Annotated in this window: 15 protein-coding genes; 8 read left to right on the top strand and 7 right to left on the bottom strand. The window is 57.7% G+C overall.

The window, feature by feature from the left end; translation table 11 throughout:
- On the top strand, positions 1 to 198 hold a 198-nt coding region (locus tag YU9_RS0126965; protein ID WP_027575595.1), incomplete at its 5' end, for an IS3 family transposase.
- Positions 199 to 225: 27 nt separating this feature from the next.
- Here the strand turns inward: YU9_RS0126965 and YU9_RS0126960 are convergent.
- The 5 genes from YU9_RS0126960 to YU9_RS0126930 form a co-directional block, all read right to left on the bottom strand.
- The gene (locus YU9_RS0126960; protein ID WP_027575594.1) at positions 226 to 690 is read right to left on the bottom strand and encodes a prolyl oligopeptidase family protein; all 465 of its coding nucleotides are present in this window, start codon (positions 688 to 690) and stop codon (positions 226 to 228) included.
- A gap of 1,066 nt (positions 691 to 1,756) precedes the next feature.
- On the bottom strand, positions 1,757 to 1,963 hold the full coding sequence (locus YU9_RS0126950; RefSeq protein ID WP_027575593.1) for a cold-shock protein: 207 nt from the start codon (positions 1,961 to 1,963) through the stop codon (positions 1,757 to 1,759).
- A 725-nt stretch (positions 1,964 to 2,688) separates the two neighbouring features.
- Positions 2,689 to 4,803 (bottom strand): prolyl oligopeptidase family protein, encoded by a 2,115-nt coding sequence (locus tag YU9_RS0126945; protein WP_027575592.1) that lies wholly within the window; start codon positions 4,801 to 4,803, stop codon positions 2,689 to 2,691.
- A 1,163-nt stretch (positions 4,804 to 5,966) separates the two neighbouring features.
- Entirely contained in the window at positions 5,967 to 7,829 is a 1,863-nt protein-coding gene (locus YU9_RS42600) for a trehalose-6-phosphate synthase (RefSeq protein ID WP_198028305.1), read from the bottom strand.
- Between the two features lie 1,263 nt (positions 7,830 to 9,092).
- The gene (locus YU9_RS0126930) at positions 9,093 to 9,302 is read right to left on the bottom strand and encodes a helix-turn-helix domain-containing protein (protein WP_027575591.1); all 210 of its coding nucleotides are present in this window, start codon (positions 9,300 to 9,302) and stop codon (positions 9,093 to 9,095) included.
- Between the two features lie 596 nt (positions 9,303 to 9,898).
- On the opposite strand from YU9_RS0126930, the gene aepX reads away from it, so the two are divergent.
- Together aepX and YU9_RS0126920 are read left to right on the top strand one after the other, a co-directional pair.
- Positions 9,899 to 10,756, top strand: a complete 858-nt coding sequence (aepX, locus tag YU9_RS0126925) for a phosphoenolpyruvate mutase (RefSeq protein WP_027575590.1) — start codon at positions 9,899 to 9,901, stop codon at positions 10,754 to 10,756.
- Positions 10,757 to 11,068: 312 nt separating this feature from the next.
- On the top strand, positions 11,069 to 11,839 hold the full coding sequence (locus YU9_RS0126920) for a phosphocholine cytidylyltransferase family protein (protein WP_027575589.1): 771 nt from the start codon (positions 11,069 to 11,071) through the stop codon (positions 11,837 to 11,839).
- A gap of 271 nt (positions 11,840 to 12,110) precedes the next feature.
- Here the strand turns inward: YU9_RS0126920 and phnF are convergent, their stop codons facing one another.
- Positions 12,111 to 12,911, bottom strand: a complete 801-nt coding sequence (gene phnF, locus YU9_RS42595; RefSeq protein ID WP_051380531.1) for a phosphonate metabolism transcriptional regulator PhnF — start codon at positions 12,909 to 12,911, stop codon at positions 12,111 to 12,113.
- 19 nt (positions 12,912 to 12,930) lie between these two features.
- A complete protein-coding gene (locus YU9_RS0126910; protein ID WP_027575588.1) occupies positions 12,931 to 14,430 on the bottom strand; it encodes an alkaline phosphatase family protein in 1,500 nt (499 codons plus the stop codon).
- Positions 14,431 to 14,668: 238 nt separating this feature from the next.
- Here YU9_RS0126910 and YU9_RS0126905 point away from each other — a divergent pair, with 238 nt between their 5' ends.
- From YU9_RS0126905 to YU9_RS42585, 5 genes are read left to right on the top strand one after another with little or no spacing between them, the layout of a single operon-like run.
- A complete protein-coding gene (locus tag YU9_RS0126905; RefSeq protein WP_027575587.1) occupies positions 14,669 to 16,225 on the top strand; it encodes an ABC transporter substrate-binding protein in 1,557 nt (518 codons plus the stop codon).
- Positions 16,226 to 16,279: 54 nt separating this feature from the next.
- Positions 16,280 to 17,296 (top strand): ABC transporter ATP-binding protein, encoded by a 1,017-nt coding sequence (locus tag YU9_RS0126900; protein ID WP_051380529.1) that lies wholly within the window; start codon positions 16,280 to 16,282, stop codon positions 17,294 to 17,296.
- Position 17,297: 1 nt separating this feature from the next.
- Positions 17,298 to 18,197, top strand: coding sequence for an ABC transporter ATP-binding protein (locus YU9_RS42590; RefSeq protein ID WP_084299071.1), 900 nt, complete (start codon positions 17,298 to 17,300; stop codon positions 18,195 to 18,197).
- Positions 18,198 to 18,204: 7 nt separating this feature from the next.
- Positions 18,205 to 19,140, top strand: a complete 936-nt coding sequence (locus YU9_RS0126890; RefSeq protein ID WP_036018197.1) for an ABC transporter permease — start codon at positions 18,205 to 18,207, stop codon at positions 19,138 to 19,140.
- A complete protein-coding gene (locus tag YU9_RS42585; protein ID WP_084299070.1) occupies positions 19,141 to 20,046 on the top strand; it encodes an ABC transporter permease in 906 nt (301 codons plus the stop codon).
- Positions 20,047 to 20,053 lie beyond the last annotated feature (7 nt).

Here is a 20,053-nt window from a genome sequence, read left to right as displayed (position 1 = left end):
TGGGACAACGCGGCGATGGAGAGCTTCTTCTCGTCGCTCAAGACCGAACGGACCGCCAACAAGATCTACCGAACCAGAGACGAGGCACGAGCCGACGTGTTCGACTATATCGAAAGATTTTACAACACGATCCGCAGGCACTCGACCATCGGCTATCTCAGCCCGGTTGAGTTCGAGCGCAAGGTGGGATTAGCTTAACCTGGTGTCCATCAAACCGGCAGCAGCTCAGGTCTCCCATCGGGGATCCTGGCCACGGTAGCTCTCAAGCGTAGTGCGCCGCCAGATGCCGCGCACGTGGCTCTCGTCTTGCCAGAAAGTTTCGAGACCTTGCCGTTTCAGCGAAACGGACGGAATCCGATCTTTTGCCTGGAGGATCGTCAGCGCGTCCCGGTAAAAGCGATCGTAGCGAGGATCCGATTGCAGCAAGCCGAGTGTCTTTTCGTTCTCGGCCTGTACCCAGGCCAATGCGCGCGGCCCCTCGACCTCCTCGAGCCAGAGGAACGGATCGTCCACTGGGGCCGCACCAAACTGCCCGTGGAGCAGCGCGACTGTGAGACACATCATCGAGAGCAACGCGACGCGCACAAGGGACTTTTTCATTTGGCTTATCCTCAGACCAGGCACGCAGGCCGAGCCCGCAAGTTCTTGCAAGTGGGCGAACGTAGCGAAATTCGTGTTGGGATCGTGCACGCGCCGTGTCGCGCCGCCCGCAGCTCGATCTGTGCAAGCAGCATGCCGCCGACAAACAGCAGGTTTCCGCCGCATCGTGCCGCATCGCCATGCCAGGCTCCCGACATTGGCTCTGAAGCTGACAATCAGGTGTCCGCCGAGTAACGTTTCGCGGTCACCCTTTGAAGCCGCCGCCGGAGCGCATCAGCAGCGCGATGTTGCGGCGGGGCTGCTTCACGCTTGCGTTCCGACAGAGGGCGTGTGGGCTGTTAGCCGCCTGAGTGTTAGCGGCGTGATCTGCGAGCGAGCATCGTGCGATAAAGAGAGCTCGTTGAGCAGTAGCCAAATCGCCGTCGGGAAAAGGCCGTGTTCATGGCAGATCTGCGAACGCTGATTTGACGATAACGCAACAGGACACTACCAGCTTAGTTTCGTTGAGACGCTGGAAAGCAACGTGAAGCGAGGGCCAAACTTATCTATCTCCTTGCGCAGGGATTTAGGGATGCGCTGCGCTTTTGCGCCTGAGATAAAGGACACGCGTACGCGATCACCCGATATAGTTGACGAACAATTCCATGTAACGGCCCCCCAACCGTGCCGTGTCGGACCAGCCGGGCGCCCTTGAGGCTGACGAGTACTGGCGCGGGCGATCTCGCTCTACATCGGCGAATTCAGATTGAAGCCTTAGTTAAGTGCTGGAGTGGGGATAGGGACTTTCCAGGCTTCCAGCTAGATCGCCGTTCTCATGACCTCCAATCAGCCAATCCTGATAGTTCTGATCGACCGGGATTCGGAGTTTGCATCTTAGCGCGCTTCGGCCCGGCGGCGTGCACTTCGCGGCGCGTTGGTCACGAGCGTAGGGTTCGGGCCGTTCGTGGCGGCTGGAATATCTTGCCACGCCCACACTGCGACCGGGCTCGCAACGCCTGTAACTCTGACGGCAGTGATCGATCGACGGCCTCAACAGACAGCCTCATGGCTGGAAGAGACCGTCGAAAGGCCAAACGCCCGGCGCGCCGTCACAAGGCATCGCCTGACGAGTGCGAGATCACGCTTTGCAGAGAGCGATTTCCGGAGGCGAGGCGGATCAGCCTACCCGGAGATCCTCAGCTGACATCTTACCCGTACGCCCGGCCTTGAGCTGATAACTTACCCGGGCCCCCTCTTCGAGGGTGGTGTAACCGGCTTTTTCGACGGCACTGATGTGCACGAAGACGTCGGGACTTCCGTCCTCAGGCCTGATGAACCCATAACCTTTGGTCGAATTGAACCACTTCACAATACCCATTGCCACGGCGGCATCTCCATAGTGAACCGTTGTGATCTAGCGAACAGTCTCCCGGCCATCAAGAGGGTCGGCAAGAGACGAGTCGCTGCGCTGGCCACGTGCTCGTTTTTATCGCGTGCTCTAGCTGCGGCCTCATTGTGCAAGCGACAAAAGCGGCCTGACGTCGACGACACTTCGCCTCAAGGCTTCAGCCCGGATGACGTTTGACCTTCGCTCCACTCGTCGCTCGCCACCGGCTTACAGAAGACGTGCGGAGCCTCGAACATGCCGCGCTCATCCAGAGCCGGCGGATGCTTTCGACGTTGAACAACAGGGCGGTCGTGAACTCCTTTGCGCAGCGTCGCGCAGGATTATCAATGCGCGCATGCCTGCATTGAAGCTACCTGAAATTCTCTCTCAAGCACGAAGACGCCCGCAGGGCTGTGCTTTGACTGTTCGTCTTCGGATGTCAACCGCACGTCGCGCCCTTCGAACGAGCAGGATCTGCCGAGACAATCGGAAGCGCAATTTGGCAAGTTATCCGCTTGTCTGTGTTTGGGAAGCCGGAAAACCCGCTCGCCAACGGTGGATCCTGTTCAAACCGGTAACTTGCGCATCTGACGAACTTCGTCGCGCCGCCGGCGGCTCTTCAGCCTCTCGCTTTGGGTTCGACGAATTCAGCTGAGCACCGTGAAGACGTTGAGATAACCAATGGTCTGCATTATCTGCTTCGATCAGCCCGTCCACTGAATTTACTCAGAACAAAGCCGCCTCGATGCATAGGTGTATTCAAGAGCCAGTTGACGCGCATATTCCCTGAGGTTGGCGGCGGCGCTGTGCCCCCCGTCAATGTTCTCGTAATAGAAGTAAGGCTGGCCCAGCGCGGCGAGCTTCGCGGCAGCCTTGCGGCCGTGCGCTGGATGCACGCGGTCGTCTTTGGTGGAGGTAAGAATTAAGGGAACGGGATAGGTCTTACCCGCCACTAGCTTCTGGTAGGGCGAGTATCCTTCGATCCAGGCACGCTGCTCGGCAATGGCGGGGTCACCGTACTCGCCGATCCAGGAGGCGCCCGCGCCCAGTTTGGTGTATCGAAGCATGTCAAACAGCGGCACCTGGATGATCGCCGCGTTGAAGAGCTCGGGACGTTGGGTGATTGCGGCGCCAACGAGCAGGCCGCCCTGGCTGCCGCCAATGACACCTAGCCGGCGTGGACTCGTGATCTTGCGGCGGATCAGGTCCTCAGCGACGGCAATGAAATCATCCCATGTGGTCTGCTTCGTTGCCGCCTGGGCCGCTTGATGCCATTGTGGGCCGAACTCGCCGCCCCCGCGCAGGTTCGCAACGACATAGGCATTGCCCTGTTCGAGCCATAACCGCCCCAACGGTCCCAGATAAGAGGGCAAAAGAGAAACCTGGAAACCGCCATAGCCATAGAGAAGCGTCGGGATTGTGCCATCAAACCTTGCGTTCTTGGGCCGCACCAGAAAATAGGGAATTGACGTGCCATCACGCGAAGTGGCTTCGAGCTGCTCCACGACATGGTTGGACGCATCGAACGCAGAGGGTGTCTTCTTCAATTCCTCGAGCCTTTTACTTTCGGCATCAAAATACCAGAGTGAGGTTGGTCTGAGATAGCTCGAGACCGCGAACATCGCTTGGTCCGCTTCATCGGAGCTGGCCGACAGGCTGATATTTGTATGTTCCGGCAGCGGGATCGGCGTCGCCGACCAAGCTCCTTGATCGTACTTATAAGCGAACGCTTTGCTCTGAACGTTCTCAAGGATCGTCATGATCAACAAATTCTTTGTAACGCCTAACCCGCTTAGGGCTTGGCGGGGCCCAGGTTGGAAGACGAGTGAAGCTTTGGCGCGCAGCGAATCCTGTTTCCATTCGGCCAAATCATACGAAATCAGCGATCCGGCGGCGAAGCTGATATCGCCTGGCGGCCTCCAATCTTCATCAAGCCTTACAAGCAGGCGACCACCCACTACACCGACCATTGCGGCCTTCTTCGGCAGATCGAGCTTGACGGGCCCATCGGGGCGGAAGACCACATACTCGGACTCGAAAGAGCTGATTGCGCGGATCGCGCCGGTCGCATGAATATTGCCGTCGCTGTCACGAAGCACGAAGGGGGACGCCCTAACGTCGGTGGGCTCGCCACGAAAGATCTCGCGAGCCTCACTGAGCGGCTGAGCACGTTTGAGCTCTTTCACCACAAAGGGGTAGCCGGCTTGCGTCAAAGTCCCCTCGCCCCAGTCCCGTGCAACAAGGAGTGTGTCACGATCGACCCAGCTGACGTGCTGCTTGCCCTCAGGGAGATAGAAGCCACCCGCACCGAAAGTCTTCGTGTCGCAGTCGAACTCTCGTATGGTCGCGGCATCCTTGCCGCCATCGGAAAGACTAGTCAGGCAGAGGCGCTCTTCAGGCGGAAGGCATCTGCTACCATGAAAGATCCAATTCCTGTTCTCGGCGACCGCCAAGGCATCCACGTCGAGAACGGTTTCCCACTGTGGATCTTTGCTACGATAGCTCTCGAGCGTGGTGCGCCGCCAGACGCCGCGCACCTGGTTCTCGTCTTGCCAAAAATTCTCCAAGCCGCGCCGTTTCAATGAAACATATGCGATCCGATCCTTGGATTGCAGGATGGAGAGCGCCTGTCCGTAGAAGTTCCCATAGCGAGGATCTGACTGAAGCACCCCAAGCGTCTTCTCGTTCTCAGCGCGAGTCCAAACCACTGCGTCTGGCCCTTCGATCTCCTCGAGCCAAAGGAATGGGTCATCAGTCACCGCCGCATCCGTTCGCAGCGCCGTGGAGGCGAAGCAGGCAATCGAAAACAACGTGGCGGAGAGGAGTGATGTCTTCATGGATTTTCTCCGGCTAAGGTCGAGAGGCCACGCTCGCGGGCCGCGGCGCGTCAAGCAGAAGCGGCGGAAAGCACGCAAACGCGTGACATAGCGCGGCTTGCGCTATGTGGCGGGCCGTTCACTGCAAGCTGCGTGCCGGCTAAAGAGTCGCAAGTTACAGCCGTTCCGAGCTGCACGACCCTGTTCGGTTGCCGACGTTGGTTGCCAAGCGGACATCACAGCGTATCGGCGAACCGCCTGCCATACAGCGCCAGCGATTTTGATCTTCAGTGGCAAAAACCTGGGACGCAGCGATGCTGCTTTCCTCCGCACATCAGCTTGTTCCCTTTTCGCTGGCGTCACCGGGCAGACTTGTCGATGGGCATCATACCCACGAAGAGCAGCGCATTGCTCAGCAGCCAGGTCGACATCGGCAAGGGTGGTATGGATGGCGACCTCCGACTCGTTGACTGCAAGCGTTGCCCATTTGGACGAGCTTTTTCCTCGCGAAATCCACTAGTCACGCCGAAAGATCGGCTCGTTGACTGATTGCCGAGAGGATTGCGCTCGATACGAGGAGAGTAAAAGCGCCCTAGAAACAGCCTACGTTGCAACACGTCTTGAGATTGAGCCAACAATCAACAACAGGTACAAGCACCAGATCAGGTTCTTCGGCGCAAAACGGCGAAATGAAGCTGGGCATCAGCCGCAATTGAGGGGGCTACGGTCCAGCTTAAACGATCCTGATCCACCGGCGGAGACCCACGCACGAGCCGTGGTCCTCATCGAAGTCCTATTGCACAAAGAAGATCAAGAGCGAGATTTTCGATCGAGAATGCCCGCTGCTGCCGGATCATCCGGGCTGGTTCAAGGCTAGTGCAACCCTCACTGCGAACTGTTCCGTAACGGTGCTGTTGCGGCCCAGAGCAAGCGCCGCTCCGTGGCGGAACGATCAACGGGCAGCGGCGCGCCGACTGGCGCCGCCACCACTCGCATCAGCGTCGTTTAGAGATAGAACCTGAGTTGACTGTATCGGCCCCTTCTAATCATGGACCACTCGCATGATGTCTTGATTCATGCGGGCCTGCGCCGCCCGCAAGAACCGCGTCAGCGCCAAAGACCTGGATTGCTCCTCCGTCCTGCTACAGAAACCTGTCATCCGCCGTGCTATGCTTTTCGCTCGATCAGTCCTCGCGGGCACCGAGCTCTTGTCCGCGACCACCGTCGCGTGAAGCTGTCGGCGCCGAGAGATCCCAGAGTCTGTCCTGTGTATGCTTCAGCGGGACCGCTAAAGCCTCAAAAGCCGACTTCACGTCCGCATAGGCAGCCTCCTTCAAGGTGGCATCAGCGGGATCGATCTCGTTATAGGCGGTCAGCGCCGCGGCATAATTTTGATACAGGGGCATTTGAGCCTCGTTGGTCCAGCCGAGACCGAGATGGTGGAACTGATCAGCCGGAACGGCGATGCGGCTCTTGTCCAGCTCCCGGAGGTAGTCCGCCGACCAGTCGTGGATCGTATAGGATACAATTTTATCCATCATCGACCGCCAGCGTTTCACACGCTCGTCAAGCGGCATATTGACCGCTTTCGAAATAGCGTCCGCAATTTCTTCGGGATGGTTTGGATCTACCAGCAGGGCCTCGTCCTCGTTGAAGTCTTCAGCCGCCCCAGCAAACTTCGATAATACCAGAACGCCGGGATCCTTCGGATCTTGGGCAGCAACATATTCTTTCGCTACCAGATTCATGCCGTCCCGCAGCGGCGTGACGACACCTACATGTGCCGCGCGGTAAAGACGCGCGAGTGCAGCCTGGCTGAACGGGTCATTCGTGTAGTGGATCGGCCTCCACTCCTCTGTGCCATGCTCGGCATTGACATGGTTGATCGCATTCTCCACGTCCTCCTTGTACTTTCGATACTCGTCGACGTCGGCGCGTGAGGACGGCGCGATCTGCAACAGCGAGATGCTGCCCGGCTCGGCCGCCAAGAGCTGGTTAAACGCTTCGACGCGTTTGTCGATGCCTTTCGTGTAGTCGAGCCGGTCCACGCCGATTGCGAACTTGGCGCCCTCGAAGCTTTGCAATAATGACGAGATTTTTTCTTGCTCTGCGGGCGAGAGCTCCGCCGCAAGATACTCTGCGAATTGCCTGGGATCGATACCGATTGGGAATTTTTGGAGCCGCGTCTGGCCACGCTCCGTGGTCACGACGCCATCATTGCTCTCCAGCCCGAAATAGGTTCGCAAGGAGGCCACGAAATTGTTCAGATCCCGGTTCGTCTGAAAGCCGAGCAGATCGTATTCCAGCATCGACTTCATCAGTTCGCGATAATTGGGTACGCGCTCCATCATGTCGGGCGTCGGCCATGGCGTGTGCAGAAAGAAGCCGGTCGGCCGCTCGATGCCGAGGTTTTGCAGATCGCCCGCGAGCGGGAGCAAATGATAATCATGCACCCAGAATGCGTCCCGATCCCGCAAGTCGAACGCCGCACGCGCGATGAAGTTGTTCATCTGTCGATAGCTGTCGTATCCCTCTTCCGCGCGCGACATCCGGTCGGACAGGGAGTGTAATACCGGCCACAAGATTGAATTCGAATAATCTCGATAGTAGCCGCGATAGTGCGCGGCCGGCAGATCGAGTTCGGCCACATGGCCTTCGCCAGCCTTCACGAGTAGCAGGGGCCGCTCAGTCCCGTCGCCGCGGTTCTCCGAGGAGAACATCCAGACCGCGCCGGAACGTTCGACGACCGGCTCGAGGGCTGCGGCAAGTCCGCTGGTCTGGGGTTTATTGGGGTCGAATGGCGCGCCGCGGTTCGAAATGACGACCAGCTTCATGTCGGGTTGCTGGTTTACCGAGCGATGTTCCGCGTCGGCGGAGGCAACAGCATGGGAAGGATCTGCACCTCCTTCTTGCTCCTGCTCCAACGGTATCTCATCGAGGTGCAGGGCGAAGGCCGCTTGGCCTAAGGTTTCATCATGCTGGGTCGCGCCTGATGTGCTGCTGGAATCCAACCATGCGGTGTCGAGGGTGTCATGGATTCGAACCATCTCGTAACTCCCTTTGGCGATGTTTAAGTTCGATGCAGTCGCAGATCAGCCCCGAGATATCTCCATTACGCCACGATGGCAGGTCCAGCTTTCCGGAAGCTGACCAGTCGAGCAAAATGGTCGGATTGTTCATCCAACCAGGAGCTCAAGGTGGTCGCGGGGGATGAGGCGAGAATTTGTCGGACTAAGGCAAGACGACGGTTGGCTTCATCGCTTAATGAGTCCAAGCAGAGCGTTGCCGTCGTAGCTGGCGACGCACAAGCGGTCTCGAGGCTAGGAAGATTCGGGCAATAGGCTCCTGGCGTGGTCCTCCGTGGCGCGTCAGCGCGCATCCGAATACGAGGTAGAAACCTGAAGAGAAGCTTCTTTCAGCTGCAGCGGCCCACGACCTTGGCGCTATCAGGTTGTGGCCCTGTGCGCCGATACGATCCGCTTCCATGACACATGCCCCTTCATACCGTGAGGACGATACCTCCGATGTGGTCGGGCTTGATGCTCTGCCGGCGGCACAAACAATGCGGCCGGCTCCCCACTATGCGATAACGAACGAAATTGCAGCTCGAATGCTTGACCCGTTTAGCGGGAGCTCCGCGCGAGTCGTACCCACCTCGCGAAGAATGCATATGAGCTGTACATTGTGCACCGATTTGTGGTCACGTTGCGCGCCTCGAATCCTCCTTTCGAAATCATGGATGACGCCCTCTGGTCGTGGTCCAACTCAGTAAAATCGACTTCGGGTCGCCTGCCTTTCCAGAAACACCGGGATCGCCGCCCCCCCGCAAACATATGCAGCTTATGACTCAAATCCGCTAGATCATCGAGAAACGCAGCCTTCGCATTACCGGTCCGCGAAAGGGTAATTCATTCAGCTAGCTACGCTTGTGAGGATCGCCCGCACTTGGTTGAGCGCGCAGAGCGTGTGGTGGAACGTCTACCAGCAGCACGCTTTTCGAACTGCGTTTACGAACTATCACTGCCGTCTTCGTGTACGGGCTAGTCCGTCTACCCCGCCGTTCCGATGAGCACGACTTCAGTACCTAAGCCGCTACGATCACCTCTCTTCAGCTTGCGATACGCATACAGCCGCCGCGTCCCCGGCAGGGGGACGGATCGACCACAACGTACAGGGATCCGACGGCCATCGAGCTTTCAAGAGCGTTATGCGCCGGTGATCTCACCTCGCCTAGTGGTCCACGGCGCCGTCGTGACAATCGAGGACGAAATAGAAGCACGCTCTCTTCGGTGGCAACGGAACTGCGGCCGTTAATCAAGAAGACCCAGACGCCGCGCCTTGACGACACACTGGGTCCGGCTGGTCGTTTCCAGCTTTCGCATCGCATTCTTGATATGAAAGTTGACGGTGTTATCGCTCACGCCCAGGATGACTGCGATCGCCCAGGATGACTTCCCCTCCTCCACCCATCGCAAACACTGTCTCTCCCGTTCCGACAGCACAACCTCTTCATCCGCCATGAATTTCTCCTGGAGCCGAGAGGCCAAGAACGAGATCAGCAAGTGCCATGCCACTCAGTGGCACCCGCAAATTCTCGCGCCAGGACAAGTTCTTGGGAGATTGCCGGTCCGTTCTCGGGAGACTGCCATCGAACTGCAGCCTTCACGACGGGATTGCGACATATGTCTCAACGCAATAGCAGCATTTACGACAATCGTAGCAGTCGATATTTCAACATCTATGTGAGCTGGATATCACCCTTTGACCAGGCGCTCCTCCCGCCAGGGCTGAATGCTCTGTGAAGGGCCGTAGCACGCGGTTCGCGAGCCCAGATCTTTCACTTGCACCAAAGCTTACCTTTCCAGTGTGTCGGCTCGACGCTCATCCGACCATAACGACAGGTTAGCGTTCGGCCCAATCCTGTGGCGATCATGCAAGCTTTTACGCCCCAATAAACTACCAACGCTGGTCATTGATCGACATCACGACAAGACGATATGAACAGTGAAGTTTGCACCAATCGAAGCTCGGCCTCCAGGATTTCTGTATGCAGTATCAGCCACAATCCGTGCTGCCTAACGCAGGTCATCAATGCACTCGTCCGTCGTCTGTCGAAATGCTTCGCGCCCAGGTGTGCTCGAATGATGATCTGTCGTTTCTGATGGAAGCGCATGATGGCCTGTCTGCCACGATCGCCCAGCGCTCGGGATTCAAGGGGCTCTGGGCCTCTGGTTTGTCGATTGCCAGTTCGCTCGGCTATCGCGATGCCAATGAAGCTTCATGGACCCAGCTCGTCCAGAGCGTCGAACGCATAGTGGACTCGACCGAGCTACCTGTGCTCGTTGATGGTGACGGCGGCTTCGGCAATTTCAACAATGCTCGCCTCCTCACACGAAAACTTCATCAGGCTGGCGCGGGGGGCGTTTCGCTTGAGGACAGCTGCTTCCCGAAGATGAACTCGCTCATTGGTGAGCGGCATCCGCTCGCCGATATCGATGAATTCTCCGGTCGCCTGCGGGCCGTGAAGGATACCGTCGCTGAACACCTTGTTCTCGTGGCTAGGATCGAAGCGCTGATCGCTGGACATGGATTGAATGAAGCCATCTTGCGTGCTCATGCCTATGCCGACGCAGGCGCCGATGCAATCTTGATTCACTCGCGAAAAAGTACCGCGCACGAAATGCTTTCGTTTGTCAGCGAGTGGCGGAACCGGCTGCCTGTTGTGATTGTTCCGACGACCTACTATCGAACGCCGGTGTCAACTTTTCGCGATGCGGGGATCTCCACGGTCATCTGGGCCAATCACTCCTTGCGAGCTGCGGCAGCTGCAATGCGGCGCGTCTGCGATAGTATCGCAGCTCAAGAGGGCGTTGCGGGCATTGAATCCCATATCGCCCCGCTCAGCGAGATATTCGGACTTTTGAGGTATGACGAGCTCGCCGCGGCCGAAAAACGATATCTGCAGCCTCGCTAACCTATGGTGACAGGTTTTGTTTTTTAACGTTGCCCTCTTGAAACCCCCCGCGCGATGCGAACACCCCTCGCCTCTCGTCAATCTTGCTTCGGTGTCAACCAACAGGAAGTCGACTTTTTAAGCCTTGTAACGCTCTGACGCGGCGGAACAGCTTTCCCCTGCCAACTTGGTAAGAAGCCCTATCCGCGGATGACGATCATACCGACGTGTTTCAATCTTAGGGCCATCTGACAGGTCTGCGGCGGTCCGCAAGACTGAACAGAGACGTTCGAAACGCTCGCGGATTCATACAAGGGATAGAAAGCGAATGAAATGCCTGTGAATCCTCCCAAGAATGCGGTCATTCTTGCCGCTGGCGTTGGCTCTCGTCTGCGGCCGCTAACGGATCTAACCCCGAAAACCCTTGTGCAAGTTAACGGCACTCCCATCTTGCACAACGCGCTACATAACCTTGGGCGTGTCGGCGTTGAACAGGTGACGATTGTCGTCGGGTATCGCAAAGAGGCGATCCAAGACGCCTGCGGTGGCCGCTTTGGCAGGGTTGACGTCAAATATGTCGAATCCTCCGTTTACGATCGTACTGGCAGCGCCTATTCGCTATGGCTGGCGCGTGACGCTCTGCTTTCCGGAGACTGCTTCCTTTTTGAGGGCGACGTCTTCTTCGAGGAAAATGTATTGCGCCAGCTGCTCATCAGTGAAGCGCCCGACGCGGCTGCTGTCGCTCCCTTCCACGAGCTGATGCAGGGATCAGCGGTCCTGTTGTCCGATCTTGGCTTCATTTCAGAGTTTCGTTTGAAGCAAACAGCGAGAAATCTCATCGCGGGTGACTCGCCTCTTTACAAGACGATGAATCTGTTACGGCTGTCCGCGTCTACTCTGCGGACAGAGGTTATTCCGGCCCTAGACGATATGATCAAGGCCGGAGCTATCCAAGCCTACACCGAGGAGCTACTTTCCTTTCTCGTGGAAACACAAGGCCTGCTGCTTGCTGCTGTGAGATGTGATGATCTCAGGTGGTACGAAATCGACGACGCGGAAGATCTGCGTACCGCCGAGCGCATCTTCGCAAAAGCCGACGTTTGATCTAACCTCGCAGGGGCGAGGTTCACGACGATCGCGGAAGATTTGACGCTGCGCCTCTTCACGACCTGCGCGGCTGCCACTGACACCGGCCGCGTAACGATGCCAAGCCCGCCAGCTTGATGGGGCCGCAACCAACGCGGCTGCCTATTGCCTCAGCAAAACGCGAGCGGCTCGTCCCGGCATGAAGCGTGAAACACACCCCCACAAGCGAGGTGGTAGCGAAATCGTTATTGCGCTCCCAGCCGCTTCGACCGCAGGAATGGGAGGGCACCTAGATCTTGAAGGAGGCAGATGATTTCGATTTACTCGCTCGCGCTTTTCCGGATCGAGGCTTTCCTGCAGGCGGCTGCTCCGCGGAACTAATCTCTTTAAAATCGAATCTGAAGCTGATTCTTGGTGCACACAGTACATTCTCGCCAAATTTGATCGGAATACCGCCGGAGCAGTCAAGGCTCTCTTTGACGAAGACCGGCGCGGAAGTGGACATTCCAAGCAGGCGCGCCTCCTGCGCAGAGGGCAGACGTGCGCTTATCGTCACCCACTGTTGCGAGTAGTCGTCAATTCCGATGCGCCTGAGAGCAGTCGAAATCGAGTTGGCGCCAGAGAATTTGTCCAGCAGTCCGGGAGTGCGTTTCGCCGGAAAGTAGCTATGCGCAATAACGATTGGGATCTCGTCCTGATAGCTCAGTGTGTCGATGCGTAGCACATCTTCACGAGCCTGCAAGTCGAGGTAGCCGGCGAGCCGCTCGTCTGCCTTTATCGTTGCAGCGGACAGGATCTTACGACGTGCCAGGCGGCCTTGCGAGATGAGATTATCGGTCAGCCGGGTTTGCGAGGAGAGCAGATAAGGTGTTGGATGTTCGACAACGAAGGTGCCTCTCCCCTGCTCGACACGTAGCAGTCCCTCCTGCTCAAGTGCCCGAATGGCGTATCTTACGGTGTGCCGGTTGACACCATATGCGAGAGCAAGCTCTACGTCGTTCGGAAGTTTTTCGCCTGGCCGAAATCGGCTCGAGGCAATGGCTTCTTCGATGTTCGACCGAACAAACTCCCAGCGCTTTCCTTGATACATAGGTCAAATGGTCCGTGGTTCAGGCTTTCAATTCGGTCGGATTAGCGTCAGTTTTATCATCCTTCGGGTGCGCGAGCCGGGTTACGGCCGCTCCCTTCAGATAAAGACGTTGTCGGTAAAGCTCCCGGAAGACAGTTGACCGGCGCACTGAAGAGGCAATTGAGATGCTCGCATCTTCGACGTCATACTGACCTCTGTCCTCGCGATCTTGCAAAGCTTCATCGATGATCCGGCCGTGCACAGTCGACGGTAGCGGCAGTCTTAGGCTGGAAAGGATCGTCGGGACCAGATCAACGATACTGGTTGGGGTAGCAACAACTCCGCTTATGAAGGCATGGCCAGCAAGGATGCATAATGAAGACAGCTCATGCGCCGAAAGCCCTCCATGCATGCCAACGCCGATCGGATAGGTCCCATCGTAGTACACGTCATCGGGCGAAGCGCTCCGATTAGCCGCTCCGCAATCGGCGAGAACAAACGACAGATCCGCGCTTCGTTGGTGTTCGGCCATGACCGCGGAAAGCGGGAGGGTGTCGGCGATGAGTGGAGCGCCATCGGGAGCCTTACGTGAGAAAGCCACGCCAAACCATGGCTCCTCGGAAAGGCTGTGATACATCTCTGTCAGAAGATGGCTCTCTCTGTCCCGGGCCCAAATGTTGACAACCCTTTGAGCTGTTATTGCGGCGTCTACGTCGGGCGTGAGTTCGTATCCCACCTTAAATCCCGACCGCTGCAGGTGGTCCAATACGGAGATCTTTTCTCCAATGATGGCGTGTCCGTGATCGGATGCAGCAATAAGCTGAACTCCTTCCCGCGCCCCTTTCTCGCTCCACCAAGCGAAAATACGTCCAAACTGCCGATCGACCTCGTGGAGTACCTCACGCGCCGTGCGATGCTGAAGCCCAAACATGTGATATGTAATGTCCGGCTCCGAAAGCCAGAGCAGGCTGACCTCCGGAAGTGTTTCTTCCTTGAGGAACGAGAAGAATAGATCGACGACGCGCTCGATGGTAGCGCGTGCGGGCCCCTCGTCGGGAGGGAGCATCGGAAAGGTTGGCGCAATCCGGCGAACGGCCGCGTTGTTACTGAACTTTAATGGGTCATGAACCCAATACGCCGGCGCACCTGCCTGCCAACTCCCCCAGCTCGAAAGTCCAAAAGAGCCCTGCGATTGAGATCCGATCGACAGCATCGCACGGCCATGCGCCGCCAAGAATTCGCCGATCGCAGTGGCGGTGAGGACGCCACCGCGTTCGCTGCCCAGCCTCAGAAGGGCTGAGAGCGAAGATCCATCGATGGACCGACCGTTCGCCAGAAAACGGTTGCCGATGATTCCATGGGCCGAGCTATGTCCGCCCGTGGCCAGCGCGGCCGATGAAACGCGCGTCTCACTGGGAAAAGATGAGGTATGGCGGGCAAGTCGAAGGCCGATTTTGGACAGCTCGGCGAGATTGGGCGTAACTGCTTCGTCTAGCTGGTCAGGACGAAGGCCATCCAGCATGACAATGACAAATTTCATTCGGCCACCTTCCAGCTCCGATTCCGAGCCTCAACCTACGGCAGTGGCAGCCTCCTTGTCCAGATACCTAGGCACCTAGGCCTGTCATGATGGTGTCACATGGTGTGAATTATATCTCCGACACGCGAAGCCGCTTCTCACAAAAAGAATGCGATCCGCTCGTCCAGGCGTGAGCACTCGGTACTGCGTCGACCACAAAGGGGCGCCGCATCGATCATATGCAACTAAGGGTTATGTCATGAATAACTCCACCCGACGTGAGGTTCTCAAATTAATCGGTGGGCTGGGTTTGCTCCCATCGACCTCTGTCTTCGCCCAAGACGCTGACCGAATGGCACTGCGGATTGCAATGCAGGATCTGCGCGTCGAGCTCGACCCGCTCCATCCCCGTGCTACGGCGCTCGTGAGCTTCCGGGTGCTCGAGAGTATTTACGACAAGCTCTTTGCAATCGACTTTCAACGGGACGGGCAGATTCGGCCGATGTTGGCTGAAAGCATCGAGGCTCTCGACAGCACCACATATCGCCTGTCTTTGCGGAAAGGGGTTCGATTCCACGATGGTGAAGAGTTAACGGCAGAGGACGTCGCATTTACTTTCGGTGCGGAGCGTATGCTGGCAAAGGACAGTCCGGGTTTTGGCGTTGGCCAGATCAGCTTTCCATCGATGAGCGCGGTGCGGGCAACTGGTCGACATACTGTCGAGTTCAGCACCAAGGCGCCCGATCCTGTTTTTGTCAAACGCCTGACCTCCTATGGAGCCGGCATCGTCTCGAAATCTGCCTATCTAAAGGCGGCGACATTCGATCAATGGGCCAGGGCTCCCATAGCGGCAGGGCCGTACCGGGTCGTTGAGGCCGTCGAAAACCGCTACATACGCCTCGAGGCGCATGACGGGTACTGGGGTGGAAGGCCGCCGCTGAAGGGGATCGAGTTTCGGATGGTGCGGGAGCCGGCGGCACGCGTCGCCGGCCTTCGCGCTGGCGACTTCGACATCATCACAACCCTAGCGCCGGATCAGTTCGATATCCTCGCCGCGGACAATAGATTGGACGTGGTTGGAGGCGACACGATGTCCTTCCGCACGCTGGTCTATGATTCGACCACGAACGAGGTGCTGCGGGATCCGCGCATCAGACGCGCCATGAATCTGGCGATCGACAGGCAGACCATTGTCAATAGTATCTGGCGCAAGCGCATAAGTGTGCCGCCGTCCCATCAACACCCTGCGTACGGCGCTCTCTACAATCCTGACCGGCCAATCCCACGGTACAATCCGGAAGAGGCGAAGCGACTTCTTGCCGAAGCCGGTTATAACGGGGCAGCAATTCCTTTCAAAACGGTCGGCAACTATTACACGGCCGAGCTTATCGAAACTCAAGCCATCGCGGCAATGTGGAGGGCTGTCGGCCTGAACGTCGATATCCAAATGAAAGAGAATTGGGCGCAAGTCGAAGACCGTCTGGGCCGCGGTGTGAACAACTCGTCCGATGGGACATACTACCCCGATCCCACAGCATCGTTCGTCTCGCGCTGGGGGTCTCAGAGCAACTTTCAGAGGGGCAGGTATTGGCGGAACGACAGATTCAATGTGCTGGAGACGACCTTACTGACGGCCCAGGACCCGGCCCAAAGACGAGCCGCTTATCAAGAGATGCTCGACATATTCGACGAGATTGATCCACCAGGAACGGTGCTCCATTCGCTTGGCGAGTTCTTCGGAAAGCGCGCCAACATCAAGTGGGCACCGACACCAACCGGTTTGATGGATTTTCGGCCAGGCGCAATCAACGCCTAGCCGAGAACGCCTTGGGCCAGACGCAGAAGACGTTTCTGCTCGGAAGGTGGAATCATGGACCAAACCGCTTCGGACGCACTTGAAGCACCTTTTGTTCAAGCTTTTGAGCAAGGGAATGCCGGGCGCCAAGCCATCGCGGCTGGCAGCCCGCCGCTTCTCAGCATTACTGGATTGACTGTTGTTGTTGCGGGCCAGCCCGAGACACGCCTCCTGGATGCCGTTCAGTTCGAGTTGCGGAAAGGTGAATTTTTCGCGCTTGTCGGCGAAAGCGGCAGCGGAAAGAGCGTCCTGTGTTCGACCATCATGGGAGTAGCAAGTTCCGAGCTGAAATGTCTCGGCGATATTCACATCGAAGGCAGGCCTCTTGCCGAGATCGATCGGCGCCTGCGTGCAATGATCTACCAACAGCCAAGCCTATATCTTAACCCCGTTCGGAACATCGGATTCCAACTTCGCGAGACCGTCCAGATGATCGGCGGTTTGAGCAAGAAAGAGGCGAGCGAAAGAGCTGCAGATCTACTCTGCGATGTGGGGATCGATGATCCCAAAGAGACGATGAGAAAATATCCGCACGAAATGTCCGGCGGAATGAATCAGCGCGTCATGATTGCAATGGCGCTCGCGATGAAGCCGAAGCTTCTCATCGCAGACGAGCCGACCTCGGCTCTCGATGTCACCACGCAAAAGCAGATTCTTGACTTGCTCGAACGGCTCCGCTCAGACATGGCAATTCTCTTTGTGACCCATGACCTGGGAGTTGCCCTGCAGCGATCGGATCGCATCGGCGTTCTCTACGCCGGCCAGTTGGTCGAAATCGGGCGCGCCGATCTCGTCGCTCGAACTCCCCTGCACCCGTATACGCGAGCGCTATTCTCCGCTGTCCCCCCACTCTCACGGCATCCCCGGCGTCTGCACAGCCCTGCAGGTACCCTCCCCGAACCTACTCAGCGCCAGGCCGGCTGCAATTTCGCATCTCGGTGCTCCGGAACACTGGACATTTGCCGGCACATAGCGCCCGTGTTGCAGGGCACTCCACAACAGGTGGTGGCATGCCACAACTTGGAGCCATGAAATGACCTTGCCAATCGGGCCTGCTCGCGTTCGTACAGCGCCAGCATCACCCGAACCGATCCTCGAGCTGCGCAATGTCGATTTTTGTTACCGGGCTCCTCGCCGATCCGCTGCTGAGGTCCTTGGCGGCTCGAGGCTGCGCAAGATCAACATGAGCATCGGGCGTGGGAAAGCCCATGGACTGATCGGGGAGTCGGGCAGCGGCAAAAGCACAATCGCGAAGCTTCTGCTTGGGCTGACAGCGCCACAAGCGGGTCAGATCCTTTTTGACGGCGAGCTGCTGACGCCGAATCGATTGGCTGCGTTCCGCCTCCGTGTCCAACCTGTGTTTCAGAACCCTCTCGATGCGCTGAACCCAGTCACCCCGATCGGCAAACAGATTGTCGCGCCGCTGCTTGTGAACTTCAGGATGAGGTCTTCCGATTGTCAGGCTCGGCTGGCTGCAGCAATTTCCGCCGTCGGCTTATCGGGCGAGATCCTCGGCAAGTTACCGCATCAGATAAGCGGCGGACAGGCCCAGCGAGTCAATATAGCGCGAGCGCTTATTCTCGATCCCGAGGTTCTGATTTGTGACGAGCCTGTCTCCGCACTCGACATGACTGTTCAAGCTCAGATCCTGAACCTTCTGTCGGATCTGCGTGAGAGCCGGGGCCTATCCCTGCTGTTCATCAGTCACGATATCAGATCCGTCGCCTATCTTTGTTCAGAGATCACGGTCCTGAAGCGCGGAAGCATCGTTGAGAGCGGTTCACGCGATCAGGTACTGCTCGACCCAAAGACAGATTACATGAAGTCCTTGCTCAGGGCGGTGCCCAATTCCGAACTCGGGGTCGAAATGGCATCACGCTCAACACCTTATTCGCAGCCCACAGAGCCTCGGCACGTGCCGGCGCAGAGGTGATAATCGCATGAGGCGTAACGCCCATAAGGTATTTGCGAGCAAGATTGCCCGCGCATTGGTCACGCTGGTTCTGATGGTGACGAGCGTTTTCATTCTTATGCGCTGTGCTGGCGACCCGGTAACCGTCTTACTTGGGCCCGACGCGACCCCGGATATGCGCGCCGCATACTCAGGCGAATTGGGCCTCGATCGCCCCATCCTGGCGCAATACCTGGCCTATCTCCATAACGTCGTCCGAGGAAGCTTAGGCGTCTCATACGTCTATCGACAGGATGCACTCGGTGTCGTCCTCAGCCACCTTCCGTTGACGCTGATACTCACCTGCTGTGCTCTTACCCTGGCGGGGGTCACCGGCATTGCGGGAGGAATAGCTGCCGCAGTGTTTCCGGCGAGCATCGTAGGCCGTGCGAGCACCATCGCGAGCGTCGTGGGCGTGTGCGTTCCCAGCTTCTTCCTGGCGATCGTTCTGATGCTGGTATTCTCAATCCACCTCAATTGGCTGCCGACCGGTGGCGCGGAGAGCTGGCGCAACTTAGTTTTACCGGCAGTAACCATGGCGGCCGCAAGCTCCGCCGTGCTTGCACGGTACACCCGCGTGGCCGTTCGCGAATCGTTGGACAGTCGCTATGTGTTGGCTGCGTTTGCGCGCGGCATTCCGTTCCGGCGAATATTGATCCACCACGTACTGCCCAATGCGGCGGCTCCGATCCTGACCATCCTTGGCCTGCTTATCGGCGGAGCGGTGACTGGTTCGACAGTAGTCGAGACGGTCTTTTCATGGCCGGGTATTGGAAATCTCTTCGTCACATCCGTCGGAAGCAGAGATGTTCCAGTGGTGCAGGCAATTGTTCTGCTTGCTGGCACTGCGATGATCATGACCAACCTGGCCGTCGATCTCGGTTACACCTGGCTCGATCCGCGGTCGAAATCCTCGGAGACATAGATGAGCACCGCCTGGACGCATGAATGGACCCGGAATATCTTTCGTTCTTCGAAAGACCGTCGCGATCTGCGTAAGCCACCCCAAATTGGACTCTATGTTGCCGCGATATGGATTGTCGGATGTCTGTTGATTGCCGCACTGGCCCAGGTGATCTCCCCCTATCATCCAGCACAAATCTCCTTGGATGCACGGCTTTCGCCACCACTGTTCTTCGGCGGCACGCTGGAACATTTGTTGGGCACTGACGAGCTCGGCCGGGACGTGCTGGCACGCTTGATATATTCGATCCAGATCAGCATGCTCATTGCGGTGGGCGGGACCTTCATTAGTACCCTGCTGGGCGTTTCGTTGGGCTTCTTCGCTGCCGAGCTTGGCGGACTGATCGACGAGGGAGTCATGGCACTCGTCGATATGCAGGCTGCCGTGCCGTTCATGATGACCGCACTGCTTGTCATCACGATATTTGGCAATTCGCTGGCACTCTTTGTCTGTCTTGTAGGCTTGCACGGTTGGGAGCGTCACGCCCGCATCGCGAGAGGGCTGGCTCTGACGGCCCGCAATCGGCTCCATGTAACGGCGGCGCGAACTTACAACGCTTCGCGGGTTCATATCTACGCAAGGCATATTCTCCCATCCTGTGCACCTACCATCGTGGTCGGCATGACACTTGGGCTCACCGAGACGGTTCTCCTGGAAAGCACCCTCAGCTTTCTGGGGCTGGGGATACAACCGCCGATGTCGAGCTTAGGCAATATGGTGGGATACGGCAGAGACTATTTGATGACGGCCTGGTGGATCGCCCTCGCGCCCGGGCTCGTCATCGCAGCGACAGCGATTGCTCTCATGACAATCGGCGAGGCGCTGCGCCACTCCGGACCTCGCTCAGCTTCTTACACGTCCATCTGAGGAGACG

Origin of the sequence: Bradyrhizobium sp. WSM1743 (assembly GCF_000473065.1) — a bacterium.
Classification (GTDB): Bacteria; Pseudomonadota; Alphaproteobacteria; order Rhizobiales; family Xanthobacteraceae; genus Bradyrhizobium.
This window is presented reverse-complemented; position numbering and strand designations above follow the sequence as displayed.